This is a genomic window from Vibrio sp. TH_r3, from assembly GCF_033101115.1.
In the GTDB taxonomy this organism is placed as follows: Bacteria; Pseudomonadota; Gammaproteobacteria; order Enterobacterales; family Vibrionaceae; genus Vibrio.
In genome coordinates, this window is record NZ_JAWMPW010000016.1 from 25,216 (window position 1) to 39,531 (window position 14,316).

Consider the following 14,316-nt stretch of genomic DNA (forward strand, 5'->3'; position numbering starts at 1 on the left):
TATTAATTACACTGAAAAATTATTATCCCATTACGCTTTGCTTCAAGGAGAGGTTTATGAAGCCGTTAGAACAATACCCACCGACCATTACATATAGTATGACTGACGCTTTTATGAGTACCTTGGAGAAGGCATTAAAATACTTTTTAGTTGCTCTATTAGCTCTGATGAGCGTTATTATTATCTATCAAGTTGCTGCACGCTATGTATTCAGTTCCCCTAGTGCCATGTCGGAAGAATTATTACGCTTTATGTTAATTTGGCTAGGAATACTAGGTGCTGCACTCTGTTTTATAAAGTCTTCACATCTAAACCTACCACTGATTTTAGATAAAGTTAGTGAATCAACTCGAATTAAAATGGAATTGTTTAACCGTTTTATTTATATCGTACTCGGCTTAATTATGATGTGGGGAGGGTACGTGGCAGCAGCAAAAAACTTCAGCTTACTTAGCCCTACTATGCAAATACCACTAGGGGCGGTTCAGGCAGTATTGGCGCTCAGTGGTGCGATAATCACCTTAAGCCAGTTAGTTGAACTGGCTAAAACAATCAAAAAGCAACCAAATCAAGCTTACATCATTTTAGCGTATATTGGTTTATCGTTGGTGCTACTTTTAGGTTATAGCGAACTTAAAGAATTAGAAAGTTTTGACGATTTTCTCTATTCAAACATGGAAATAATTTCTTTCTTTGCTCTCTTTAGTTCTTTTATCTTTTTTCTATTAATGGGCACATCAATTGCTGTCGGTTTGGCTTTTTCTGGCATATTAACGCTGTCACTACAAATTGATTTTGTGAATCTACTTGGAACCAGCAGTGAAAAACTATTCAGTGGACTTGATAGTTTTGGTTTCCTCGCTTTACCTTTCTTCATTCTAGCAGGCAACATCATGAACCAAGGCGGAATAGCAAAACGCCTTATCGTATTCGCTATGTTAATAGGCAAGCGTATCCCTGGTAGCTTATGGCAAACCAACATCGTGGCTAATATGATGTTCGGTTCACTATCTGGCTCTGCTATTGCAGCCTCTACAGCTATCGGGGGAATCGTTACCCCTATGGCAAAAGAAAAACAATACGACATGCCATTTACTACAGCTGTCAACGCATCGTCTTCTATCGCAGGTATGCTTATTCCACCAGCCGGTGCGTTTATTGTTTATTCAATGATTACTGGTGGCAACGCATCTATCGCTGCATTATTTTTAGCCGGCTACATTCCTGGGCTTATTGTGGGGTTGAGCGTAATGTTAGTAGCCTATTATTACGCACGCAAACATAATTACCCTATCGACTCAGTTCATTATCCATTCAAAGAAGTTGCAGCTATTGCTTGGCGAGCAGTACCTAGTATGTTCTTAATTGTGGTTATCATTGGTGGAATTATAGGTGGGATGTTTACCGCTATAGAAGCTTCTGGTATTGCAGTAATCTACAGTCTATTGCTGGCGCTGTGTTATCGAACGCTCACGGTACAATCTTTATTAAAAACCTTGTATGACTCTGCTATTAGTTCTGCTGTCATTCTATTCTTAATCGCTTGTTCTGGCTTAATGAGTTGGTCGATGACCTTTGCTAGTATCCCCGATACTGTTGGTGAAATGTTGGTTGCGGTTAGCGACAACAAATACATTATCTTACTTGTGATTAACCTAACGCTGTTGTTTGTTGGCGTATTCATGGACATGGCTCCAGCGCAGCTGATTTTTACTCCTATTCTCTATCCTGTGGTGACCTCTATGGGAGTGGATCCAGTACACTTTGGGGTTATCATGATCTATAACCTATCTATGGGCATCGTCACTCCTCCAGTTGGTACGGTATTGTTTGTTTCCTGTGGTATCACAGGAGAAAAAATAACCAATGTAATCAAACCATTACTTCCTATTTTCTTAGTGCAATTTATTGGCTTATTACTGGTAACTTACTTCCCTGTCATCAGTTTAGCTATGCCACGTTTCTTTGGTCTAATGTAAAGGGCGAAACAATGAAACAAGATTTTTTTTCCAATAATCCAATGCAAACCAAGCAAGATTTTCAAAAATTAGTTTGCGATCTTTTTGAACCATTGATTCCTTTTTATCAACAACAAGGCGCTCGAATTGACCTTGAAGAAGGCGGTGCATGTTTTGATATGATCGCCAGTTCCGTTGAAGGAGTGGCTCGCCCCCTTTGGGGCTTAATTCCTTTGCAACTAGGTGGGGGGCAATTTGAACATTGGCCTTTGGTTCGACAATTAATTATTAACGGCACTGATCCCGAATCCGATCAATATTGGGGAGAATTAGGCGAAATAGATCAACGTAGTGTCGAGATGGCACCAATTGCTTTATGGTTAATTTTGTTACCAGATATAGCATGGCAACCTCTTACTAAACAACAACAACATAACTTAGTGCATTGGTTAGCAAGCATTCAAGATAAACCTACTTCGCAAAACAACTGGCTCTTTTTCACTATTTTTGTTCAACAAAGCTTACGCAGCGTTGGTTGGGAAACATTAGTCAATAAAGAGCTAGAACAGCAATTTCTGCAAAGAATACGTAACTGGTATCTTGGTGATGGTTGGTACGGTGATGGTGATATAGAGAGCATCGATCACTACTGTGGCTATGCAATGCACTATTACGGTTTAATTTACTCACAGTTATTTGAGCACGCCGATCCAGAATTCGCAGCGTTGTTTAAAGAGAATGCTGATGCTTTCAGTATTCCATTTCAATATTGGTTTGCGGAAACAGGAGAAACACTTGTTCAAGGACGTTCGTTAACTTATCGCTTTGCTAGTGCAGGTTTTTGGGGGGCCTATGCTCTTTGCTCACAAACATCCATACCTATAGGGGAAATTAAAGGCTTCTGGGCACGGCAAATTAGACGCTGGAAACAACAACCTATTTTTACTCAAGCGGGTATATTAACGCGCGGTTTTGACTACCCAAATACCACGATGTGTGAAGTGTACAACTCTCCTACTTCACCATATTGGGCCATGAAAGCTTTTATTCCTTTGCTTTTGGCAGACGATCATTCTTTCTGGAAAAATGAAGAAAAACCTTGTCCAGAGCTGAAAAAAATCATGCCAATGCCACACAATAAAACCATTGTACAGCGGGTTGATGGACACAGTATTGTTCACTATGCCTCAAACGTACATCCAGGGTTTCAGCTGGATAAATACAACAAATTTGCTTACAGCACCTTGGGGGGGATGGACATTAACGCATTGCTTTATTCAGAAAAACTCAGTTTTGGCGACAACATTTTCGCATTGAGTTTCGATGAAGGCTCAAACTGGCAAATGCGACAAAAGAATAATCACGTAGAGTTATTAGATAACAAAATCGTTATTCAGTGGCAAAGCGGCTTACAAAAAGTCACCACCACCATTGATATACTCGACAATGGGCAGTGTGTACGAAGCCATGAACTGGAATCAGACCGAGATGTGTGGATTGTTGAATCGGGTTTTGCAGTAGGAAAATGGTACCAAGAAGAACAACTCTTAGATCAAGTAGGTAATGAAGAACCAACAAGAAAAGCTCTACTCTCCATAAAGGGCAGTAACGGTATTTCAACCATTAGTAATTGCGATAACCACATGAAAACAGCTCACTGCACAACCCGTGTACACAGCGATGTGAGTTACCCTAGAAGCGCGGTACCCTATTTATTATCGAAACATAAAGCAGGAACCATAATGTTATCGAGTCGATTTAGTCTTAGTAAAACACGCTATTAATTGAGCTTGTTCGTTAGGTTATAGAGTAAACTCTTTAGCCTAACGAACTAACCTTATTGCTACACACCAAAGCCGATCATTTTACTGTTGTAGGCTTTGTCCTTCACGCATAGAGAATCCCAAATCATAAATTTTTTGTTGCACTTCTTCTCCACGCAAAACTTCTAATAACAATTCAGCACTTTTTTCGCCAATTTTATAAATCGGTATATCAATACTATTCAATTGCGGAGAGATAGCTTTACCAATATTTAGTGCGTTATACCCAACAATACCGAGTTGCTCAGGAATGCGTATTCCTCTTTGTTGTGCTGCTATCGTTACTCCAACCGCTATATCATCATTGGTACATAACACACCATCGATACTAGGGTATTCATTCAAGGCTTTATCAAGCAATTCGCCTCCAAGCGTAAAACTTGAATGAGCTTCGGTTAAAATATGTATGGGTCTAGCTCCCCTTTCATTCATCGCCCTATCATAACCAGCCATGCGTAACTGTGTACGCGTATCGAGACGAGCACCAAAATAAGCGACATTCAGCTTTCCTGAGTCGAGTATTGATTGTGTAGCAAAATACGCAGCCGCTTCATGATCTAGCCCCACTGCCATATCAATCGGTTTTTCTGGCAACTCCATTGCTTCTATAACAGGTACACCGGTTGTTTTTATCATCTGTAGTGTACGGACAGTATGAGTGCTCTCTGTTAGTATTAATCCATCCACGTGATAAGAAAGTAAAGAGGCAACCTTAGCTTCTTCTTCTTTTTCATCGTAGCCAAAATGTGCAATTAAGGTTTCGTAACCATTTTCTTTAGTTACTTTTTCAATCCCTTTGATAAATTTCGCAAAAACTTGGTTTGAAAGAGATGGAACTAAAATACCAATCGCTCTACTTGAGGCTTTTGAAAGCATTGCTGGTGCTTTATTTTCAATGTAGCCAATTTCCTCTATAACCAAAGCAATTTTACTTCTCGTTTTTGCTGCAACTGAATTAGGATCTCGCAAATAACGCGAAACGGTCATTTTAGTAATGCCAATTTTATCGGCAATATCTTGCAAAGTTGGTCTTTTCTGTTGCATTTTATGTTCTGCTTTTTAGGTAGGAAAAAAACTATTGAATTAAAGCACCCATTATTTCGAGTAAAAAGTACACTTAAATAGTTTATTGATTAACATTCATGATCTTTTCGAATGTTACTGTAACATTATCATCAATAACGCATATTGGTAAGAAAAATTTGACTTACGCCTTTATTTAATAATGATTACTATTTCCATTAACTAAAAGCCGCCAGTAAACTTAATTTTAACTTGGCGAAAATAAACCTTACATTCTCACAAGTGTAACGATTTCATTTAGTTATGAAGTTGAAAAATATGATAGCATCAATTCAACAAACCAAATTATTTTAGAGACGTTATGGATAACCGAAATCAATCACAAAGAAGAGAGTACTTCCGTCTTCGCTATCCTAAAAATGAACGCCCAAGAGCGATAATTCTTAATCGAGATTTTCGTGTTTGTGAAATATCCGAAAAAGGTACTCGAATTTTATTTACTAATTCACACCCTGTATCACGAGGTGTGACCATTAGAGGCTCAATACGTTTTCATGATGGCACAGAAATAGAAATAGAAGGTCATGTAATCAGGTTAGATGACAATGAGTTAGTAGCTCAATTAACCAAAGGTCCCGATTTAAAGCGTATGACAACAGAGCAAATCTATCTCCGTAAAAAATACCCTGGTATTTTTACTAAACTATAAAATTTTATTATTTGTGTAATAAAACCTATTCTCAAAAGGTCTATTGTCATAATTAAATGTGATTAGTAGCTTAACGAGATTGTATTTATAGTTATGTAATTGAACAAACATCGTTTGATTGACCACTTCATTGTTTAAAAATAATGTTTAAATTGAAGTTTAGTGTCATCGATTGTTCATCAAACTCTAACTTTACATACCTATTATTGAAATTTAGATTTCATAAAATCTCGGTCAGTGAACCAATATCCCGAGGTAATTATGCAGTCAGTAAAACCATCAACTAGCCCTTTCCGTTTACCACGAAAAACGCCTTTCGGTTTGGGCGAGTCTTTTACTGAATGGGCGACAGGGCTAAGTCAGCTAGATAAATTTTATTCACAACGACCTGCCGGGTGTACCACTCAAGAATTTTTACGCTTTACCCTTGATGTACTCGGTATTGACTACCAAGTGATGAAAGGCTCGCTCAACAACATCCCATCTTCAGGTGCAACTGTTATTGTTTCCAATCACCCTCTCGGTTGTGTTGAAGGGGTTATCTTAGCGGAACTTCTATTAACCATTCGCGATGACATCCAAATACTTGCTAATCAATATTTAAAAACAGTTCCAGAATTAGATGAACTATTTATTGGTGTAGACGTTTTTGAAACACAAGACGCGGCACGGGCAAATATGCGAGCACTTCGTACCGCTAATAAACATCTCGCTAATGGTGGATTATTACTGATGTTTCCTGCTGGGGAAGTATCGCAGCTTGTTGATAGAAAAAAGAAAAAATTAGAAGATAAAGAATGGAGCCGCTCAGTTAGCTCACTTATTCGTAAAAATAAAGCGGTCACGGTTCCAATTTTTATTAACGGACAAAATTCTCAACGCTTTTATATGGCAGGGAAAATCCATCCATTGTTAAGAACATTAATGCTTGGCCGTGAACTGCTTAATAAAAAACAAGAAGTAATATCGATAGCAATAGGCGATACCATAAGATACAAAGAAGTCACTAAGTTAGATGACAAAAAGTTAGTTAATTATCTTAGACTTAATACTTACTTGCTTAATAAGAATGAATCTTCAAACGAGAATACAACCACTAAAAATCAAGACTTCGCTACACCTGTCGCTCTACGTCTCCCTTATCAGTCTATTCAACACGATCTTGATAGTCTCTGTGCACAAGATCACTTACTCACTAGCAATGAGTTTGATGTTTATTGTACTCAATCTAGAAACATTCCTTCCCTAATGCATGAAATTGGACGGATTAGAGAATTAAATTTTCGCCAAGTAGGAGAAGGTACAGGCTTAGAGCTAGATATGGATGAGTTTGATAACACTTATCTTCAGCTTTTTGTTTGGGATAGAGAAAAACAACAACTTGTTGGTGCCTATCGATTAGGTTTGGTCGATAAGATTATAGAAAACAGCAGTATTGAAGGGCTTTATTCCACAACATTATTTCACTATGACCAACAATTTCTGAATAAAATGAATAACAGTAATGCAATTGAAATGGGCCGTTCTGTCATTGCACAAGAGTACCAAAAAAGCATGAGTGCGCTGCTGTTACTTTGGAAAGGCATCGCCACTTATGTTTCTCGCAACCCTCAATATACTCACTTATTTGGCCCTGTAAGTATAAGTAATGATTATAGCCACGAAGCTCGTCAACTGTTAGCCGAAACCATGACGCTTCATCACTATGACATTGAAAGTGCCGCCTGTGTTAAAGCGTCAAACCCTTTACAACCTAAAGGGTTAACATGGAATACCAGTTTGCTTACCGCCTTAGGCGACCTTCAACTTCTTTCAAGGGTAATTGCGCGCTTAGATATAGGCAAAAGTGTTCCTGTTTTATTGAGGCAATATTTAGGTTTAAAAGGCAAATTAGTCTGTTTTAACGTTGACCCAGCTTTTAATGATGCGTTAGATGGGTTAATTGTGGTCGATCTAAGAAATGTACCAAGCAAGACTTTAGCTCGATATATGGGGTCAAAGGAAAGTGAACAGTATTTGCGTTCTCATGAGGTATTGGATTAATAAACCTCAAATAAAAACCAAATACCGCTCACTTTTTAGTTAGATATTTATCGCAATATACGCCGCGCTATCGTCTACTGATACTGCTTAAACAGCTCCAATGCTTTTAGTCTGGCCTCTTTGTGATCGACAATGGGGCCACAATATTCATCGGCTTTCCCACTTAATTTGAGATAATCATGTGGAAAATGGATATATTTATCTGGAACATTAGCAAGTTCGGGTAGATACTTACGGATAAAATCACCTTTAGCATCAAAACGTTGGCTTTGAGTTATTGGATTAAATATTCGAAAATACGGCTGAGCATCGCAGCCTGTGCTTGCCGACCATTGCCAACCACCGTTATTAGCACTAAAGTCCCCGTCTATTAGTTTTGACATGAAAAATTGTTCGCCTAATCTCCAGTCAATTAATAGATGTTTGGTCAAAAAACTCGCGACGATCATACGTAATCTATTATGCATCCAACCAGTTTTGACAAGCTGTTTCATTGCCGCATCCACAATGGGATACCCTGTTCTACCTTCACACCAAGCGGAAAAATGTTGCGGATTACCCGGCCACATCATGTTTTGATATTTAGCCTGAAAACTAGTGCCTTTAACTAAATCAGGATAATGGAACAAAAGGTGCTTATAAAAATCACGCCAAATCAGTTCATTCAACCAAGCAAATCCAGCTACACTTACATCATCAATAAGCTCCGGTTCATGTTGCAGCAGTTGCGTAATAAGCCAGCGAGGACTAATTGCACCTATAGCAAGATAAGGAGACAGACCTGAGGTGCCTTTAATAAAAGGAAAATCACGATTCTGATGGTAATTATTTAGCTTTGTTTGAAAAAAGGTACTCACGACAGAGCCCATAACCACATCACTTAAGGGCCATTGAGACGAATCAACCATGGGGTAATCAATATCAAAGTTATTAACCTTGAAGTTATTAACCTTAAAGGGAGCAACCTCAAGAGAGTTAACCTCAAACTCGGCAGCAACATCCACCTCTAGTGAGGATGACTTATCCATCAATGGAGTGGGAATACACTCGACACCGCTAAGTTGTAACTGCTTAAACCATGTTTTTTTAAAAGGAGTAAAGACCTTAAACATCAGCCCTTGCTTATTAAGCACACTTCCTACCGGTAATATGGTGTCACTGCGATGTAGTTTAAGTTCAATGTCTGACGTTGCAAAAGCTTTGTCTCGATTAATCTCATTAATTTCAGGTTCACGATTGGCACAAACCACTTCAATATTGTGTTCGTGACAAAAATCGCTCAGTAGCTGATTTTGATTATCAAAGTCGGTGGCCTGTAAATGGTACAACTGAATACCAAGCTCACTCAACTGTTGAGCAATAAGACCAAGGTGACGACGAATTAAATCCACTTGAATGGGAGCAACGTTATGTTTTTTCCATTGTTTTGGCGTGGATATATACACTGCTTTTGTCGCACCTAATTGAATTGCCTCTTGTAGCGCAGGGTTATCATGCACTCGCAAATCACGTCTAAACCACACTAATGCTGTCAACCGTTCCACCTTAAATATTAATTAATTTGTGATTATAAATCGTTCAGAAGGAAAGAATTTACTCAATTCTAAAACACCACATGCTAATGGATTCTAGCTTTGCTAAAAACAATTTGCCAATAACTCGCGAGATTTAGATCAAATAAATCTCTTGTTTTATCTTTCGTCGATAGACGTTCATCCTCCTATCCAACCCGTTTTATATCGATTTTTTGCAGCAAAAAAACCATCAATAAGTGATCGTTTAATACCGTACCAACGTAACAGTAATTACAAAGCATAAACAGGATATAAAATGGATACGTTAGCAATCGATTTAGCGCGATTCCAGTTCGCATTTACCGTTTCATTCCACATTATTTTTCCGGCTTTCACTATCGGTTTAGCTTCATATCTAGCCGTATTAGAAGGTCTTTGGCTTAAAACTAATCAGGATAAATACATTCAACTCTACAAGTATTGGAGCAAAATATTTGCGGTCAGTTTTGGAATGGGCGTAGTAAGTGGCATCGTTCTAAGTTATCAATTTGGTACCAATTGGAGTGTCTTCTCAGACAAAACAGGACCAATTTTAGGACCTTTGATGGGTTACGAGGTATTTACCGCTTTCTTCTTAGAGGCAGGCTTTTTAGGCGTAATGCTATTTGGTATGGATAAAGTCGGCAAAAAACTGCACTTTGCTTCTAGCTGCATTGTAGCTTTTGGCACTTTTTTGTCAGCGTTTTGGATATTATCAGTTAATAGTTGGATGCAAACTCCTGCCGGTTACTCTATCAATGAGGTAGGGCAATTTGTTCCTGAAAACTGGTTAGAGATTATTTTTAACCCCTCTTTTCCGTATCGTTTAGTGCATATGTTGCTCGCTGCTTACCTGACTACCGCTTTTGTCGTGGCGGCTGTTGGCGCTTATCATTTAATTAAATCACCTCACAATCCGTTGGCAAAAACCATGTTTTCAATGGCTATGTGGATGGCGGCAATTGTTACGCCTTTACAAATCATCGCCGGTGACTTTCATGGGTTAAATACGCTAGAACATCAACCAGCCAAGGTTGCCGCGATGGAAGGTCATTACCAATCTCATCAAGGTGCTCCTTTAATTTTATTTGGCCTTCCAGACGATAAAGCACAAGAAATGAAATACGAGGTAGCTATACCAAAATTGGGCAGCTTGATTTTGACTCACGATTTAAATGGCTTTATTCAGGGGTTAGATGCATTCCCAGAAGAAGATCGCCCACCAGTATCGATTGTATTTTGGAGCTTTAGAGTAATGGTTGGTATCGGCATGGGGATGCTTGCCATCGGCTTAACCAGTTTATGGTTGCGTAAAAAAGACCGTCTGTATGAAGCCAGCTTATTCCATCGCATCTGTATAGCTTTTGGTCCTTCTGGTTTTATTGCCGTGTTAGCGGGTTGGATAACAACAGAAGTCGGCCGCCAGCCTTATACCGTTTACGGCCTACTTCGCACGGTAGACTCTGCTTCGCCAGTTGATGCATCTGCGGTTGGAGCCTCATTAGTCGCCTTTATTATTGTGTATTTCTGCGTCTTTGGTGCGGGCTTCTTCTATCTTATTCGCCTAATGCGTAAATCACCAACTCGCTATGAAGAATCTGCAGATGCTCGACTACCTGACGGCACAGAAGTATCACCGATTTCTCATTCAAACAGATTAAACTAAAGGACAAATGAATGGATATTGCATTAATTTGGTACGGCATCATCGGTTTGGCGGTTCTGATTTACGTTATATTGGACGGCTTCGATTTAGGTATCGGTATCTTGTTCCCTTTTGCTTCAAGCGAAGCAGAACGAGATATGATGATGAACAGCATAGCCCCCGTATGGGACGGCAACGAAACTTGGCTAGTGTTGGGAGGCGGAGGACTGTTCGCCGTTTTCCCATTGGCTTACTCTGTTGTTATGCCTGCACTTTATGTTCCCGTGATAATCATGCTGCTCGGATTAGTATTTAGAGGGGTATCTTTTGAGTATCGCTTTAAGACTAAGCGAGGACAATTTCTTTGGGATGCAGCCTTTTTCATCGGTTCTCTGAGCGCAACATTTATGCAGGGCATAATGTTAGGTGCATTACTGCAAGGGATTGAAGTTGAAGGACGTTCTTACGCTGGAGGTTGGTTTGATTGGTTTACACCTTTTAGCCTATTTTGTGGTTTAGCGACAACGTGTGCTTATGCGCTACTTGGCGGATGTTGGTTAATAATGAAGCTGCCAAAAGAGTTAGCATCTCGTTATTATGGTGTCACTAAACGTTGGGGATTAGGTTTGGTATTTTGTATCGCGGTAGTGAGTGTTTGGCTTCCTCTTTCTAACCAAATGATTTTCAACCGTTGGTTTAGTTTCCCTAACTCATTACTGTACTTATCGGTGCCGATTATCGCTGCGGTACTTATTTGGCAATTGTTTAGAGCCTTATTACAACATCGAGCATTACACGCCTACTTATTTGGTGTCGGATTATTTTTAGTCTCATCTTTAGGTTTTGCAATAAGCACTTATCCTTACATCGTGCCTTTCTCGCTAACTTATACAGAAACCGCAGCACCAGAAAGTAGTCTACTATTCTTATTAGTAGGTACAGTTGTATTGCTGCCTACCATTATTGGCTACAGTGCATATGCATACTGGATTTTCAGAGGCAGACTAAAGCACGGTGAGGGTTATCACTAATGACTAGACGAATAAAACAGATCTTATGGTTGGTGGCGATTTGGTTCGCTGGTGTCTCTGTTCTATCGATATTTGCGTATTGTTTACGCTTCTTCATCAGCTAATTAATGAGGCTATGATGATGTTTAATAATATAGTGGTAATTGGCAGCCAAGGTGAGATAGGAGCGGCGTTTATTAAACTTATAAAAATGCACTATCCAGCTGCACATATAACAGTATTTTCTCGTTACGGTGAAACTTACACGCATGAAAATATGACCGCATATAACATGGACTATTCGTGTGAAAAAAGCATCGCCAACTGTGCAAACCTAGCCGCCTCTACTGGTCCTATTGATATGGTATTTGTGGCAACCGGTATTTTGCACACTGACTCAGTATCACCAGAAAAATCATTAAAGGACTTATCTGCTGAAAAGTTAATGACGCTTTTCAGCGCTAATTGTGTCTTTCCCGCTCTGCTAACAAAACATTTCATACCTTATTTGAATAAACAGCAACACTCTATTTTTGCTGCGTTATCAGCCCGAATAGGCAGTATTTCTGATAATCGACTTGGTGGATGGTATTCCTATCGAGCATCGAAAGCTGCATTGAATATGATCATAAAAACCGCGGCTATTGAAACTCAACGAGTAAACAAACAAGCCATCATTGTTGGGTTGCATCCAGGGACGGTCGACAGTCCTCTGTCGCAACCTTTTCAAAATAACATCAAAAAGGCCAATCTGTTTAGTGCCGACTATTCAGCCAAGCAACTCCTCAATGTAATGAACAATCTGACACCAGAACACAGTGGCCAATGTATCGATTGGGATGGAAAGGAGATTCAACCTTGAATACATTACGTATAATTTTGGGCGACCAACTTTCTTATTCAATAAGTAGTTTACAAGATTGTGACCCCAAAAATGATGTAATCATGCTTTGTGAAGTATGGGATGAAGCCACCTATGTGAAGCATCATAAAAAGAAAATCGCCTTTATTTTTTCCGCCATGCGCCACTTTGCCAAGGAACTATCCAAACAAGGTTACCGAGTTAAGTATGTCACGCTAGATGATGAGGAAAACACCGGCAGCTTTCTTGATGAAATTAAGCGTTTTTCTAACCAATATCGACCTAGACGCATCGTTGTAACTGAACCTGGAGAATACAGGGTTTTACAAGACATGAAACGATGGCAGTCAGAATTAGGTATTGAAGTTGATATTCGATCTGACCAGCGTTTCTTATGCTCAACCGAAGAATTTTCTAACTGGGCAACTAATCGTAAACAACTCCGAATGGAGTTTTTCTATCGAGAAATGCGCAAAAAACTGTCGGTATTGATGGATGGCAACCAACCCATTGGTGGAAAATGGAACCTAGACGCAGAAAACAGGAAAGTGCCAAAAGAAAAATTACACATACCTGTTAATACTCGCTTCGAACCGGACAGCATAACAAAAGAGGTTATTAACCTTGTTAAAAAACGTTTTGCCGATCATTTTGGTGATTTGGAGCCCTTTTATTTTGCTACTAACCGCACTGAAGCATTAGAGGTTCTCGACCAGTTTATCGAACTAAGACTGCCATTATTCGGGGACTACCAAGATGCAATGATCGAAGGTGAACCATGGATGTATCACTCTCACATTAGTTTCTATTTAAATACCGGATTACTGCTGCCACTAGAATGCATACAAGCAGCACAACAGGCTTACAATCAAGGAAAAGCGCCTTTAAATGCAGTGGAAGGGTTTGTTCGTCAAATCATTGGTTGGAGAGAATACACCAGAGGAATATATTGGTTGACCATGCCTGAATATGCACAACAAAATTATCTTGAAGCACATCGAAATTTGCCTGAATTGTATTGGACAGGACAAACCAAAATGAATTGTCTCAAACAATGCGTACAAGAAACTCGTCAAAACGCTTATGCTCATCACATACAGCGTTTAATGGTGTTAGGCAATTTTGCTTTGCTCTGTGGTATCGACCCTAAAAAAGTCAACGAATGGTTTTTAATTGTTTACGCCGATGCTTTTGAGTGGGTTGAATTACCGAATGTATCTGGAATGATATTATTTGCTGATGGAGGATACCTTGCTAGCAAACCATATGCAGCAGGTGGTGGGTACATCAATAAAATGTCTAATTACTGCAAAAACTGTCATTACAAAATAAGCCAAAAAACCGGTTCAGATGCCTGTCCTTTTAACTATTTATACTGGAATTTTTTGCGAAGAAATCAGCAAAAGCTAGCTAACAACCCTCGGTTAAGCATGATGTATAAAACCTATGAGCGAATGAAAGAAGAGCAAAAAACAGCAATAAAAATCAGCAGCGAACAGTTTTTACTGGCGCTAGATTAGCCCTTTTCAGCACTATGCTTGAAGTAAGTAAGGTTGATGACTTTTGTCTGTTTTAATCAAGCCTGTTACTGAACCTCTTACGTTAATTGTAAAAAAACCTCTTGCGAAAGTTGAACTTCGCAAGAGGTTAATAATTAAATAATGCGGATTATCGACTGCATTATTGCCCA

At 39.2% G+C, this 14,316-nt stretch carries 10 protein-coding genes; 8 read left to right on the plus strand and 2 right to left on the minus strand.

Annotation, left to right across the window (positions count from 1 at the left end; translation table 11 throughout):
• Positions 1 to 56 precede the first annotated feature (56 nt).
• Complete coding sequence (locus R3X26_RS13235) at positions 57 to 1,979, plus strand: TRAP transporter large permease subunit (protein WP_317717807.1); 1,923 nt, start codon at positions 57 to 59, stop codon at positions 1,977 to 1,979.
• An 11-nt stretch (positions 1,980 to 1,990) separates the two neighbouring features.
• A complete protein-coding gene (locus R3X26_RS13240; protein WP_317717808.1) occupies positions 1,991 to 3,742 on the plus strand; it encodes a DUF2264 domain-containing protein in 1,752 nt (583 codons plus the stop codon).
• Positions 3,743 to 3,823: 81 nt separating this feature from the next.
• On the opposite strand, the gene R3X26_RS13245 is transcribed toward R3X26_RS13240, so the two are convergent.
• Entirely contained in the window at positions 3,824 to 4,825 is a 1,002-nt protein-coding gene (locus tag R3X26_RS13245) for a substrate-binding domain-containing protein (protein ID WP_317717809.1), read from the minus strand.
• A 340-nt stretch (positions 4,826 to 5,165) separates the two neighbouring features.
• Here R3X26_RS13245 and R3X26_RS13250 point away from each other — a divergent pair, with 340 nt between their 5' ends.
• Complete coding sequence (locus R3X26_RS13250; RefSeq protein WP_317717810.1) at positions 5,166 to 5,513, plus strand: PilZ domain-containing protein; 348 nt, start codon at positions 5,166 to 5,168, stop codon at positions 5,511 to 5,513.
• Between the two features lie 261 nt (positions 5,514 to 5,774).
• Positions 5,775 to 7,556: a lysophospholipid acyltransferase family protein gene (locus R3X26_RS13255; protein WP_317717811.1), complete on the plus strand. Its 1,782-nt coding sequence runs from the start codon at positions 5,775 to 5,777 to the stop codon at positions 7,554 to 7,556.
• A gap of 74 nt (positions 7,557 to 7,630) precedes the next feature.
• On the opposite strand, the gene phrB is transcribed toward R3X26_RS13255, so the two are convergent.
• Positions 7,631 to 9,091 (minus strand): deoxyribodipyrimidine photo-lyase, encoded by a 1,461-nt coding sequence (gene phrB / locus R3X26_RS13260; protein WP_317717812.1) that lies wholly within the window; start codon positions 9,089 to 9,091, stop codon positions 7,631 to 7,633.
• 295 nt (positions 9,092 to 9,386) lie between these two features.
• On the opposite strand from phrB, the gene R3X26_RS13265 reads away from it, so the two are divergent.
• From R3X26_RS13265 to R3X26_RS13280, 4 genes are read left to right on the plus strand one after another with little or no spacing between them, the layout of a single operon-like run.
• Complete coding sequence (locus R3X26_RS13265) at positions 9,387 to 10,775, plus strand: cytochrome ubiquinol oxidase subunit I (RefSeq protein ID WP_317717813.1); 1,389 nt, start codon at positions 9,387 to 9,389, stop codon at positions 10,773 to 10,775.
• A gap of 11 nt (positions 10,776 to 10,786) precedes the next feature.
• Positions 10,787 to 11,785, plus strand: a complete 999-nt coding sequence (cydB, locus tag R3X26_RS13270) for a cytochrome d ubiquinol oxidase subunit II (protein ID WP_317717814.1) — start codon at positions 10,787 to 10,789, stop codon at positions 11,783 to 11,785.
• Between the two features lie 25 nt (positions 11,786 to 11,810).
• Entirely contained in the window at positions 11,811 to 12,626 is an 816-nt protein-coding gene (locus R3X26_RS13275; protein ID WP_317717815.1) for an SDR family NAD(P)-dependent oxidoreductase, read from the plus strand.
• Complete coding sequence (locus tag R3X26_RS13280) at positions 12,623 to 14,146, plus strand: cryptochrome/photolyase family protein (RefSeq protein WP_317717816.1); 1,524 nt, start codon at positions 12,623 to 12,625, stop codon at positions 14,144 to 14,146. Before R3X26_RS13275 ends, R3X26_RS13280 begins: the two co-directional genes overlap by 4 nt.
• Positions 14,147 to 14,316: the final 170 nt, after the last annotated feature.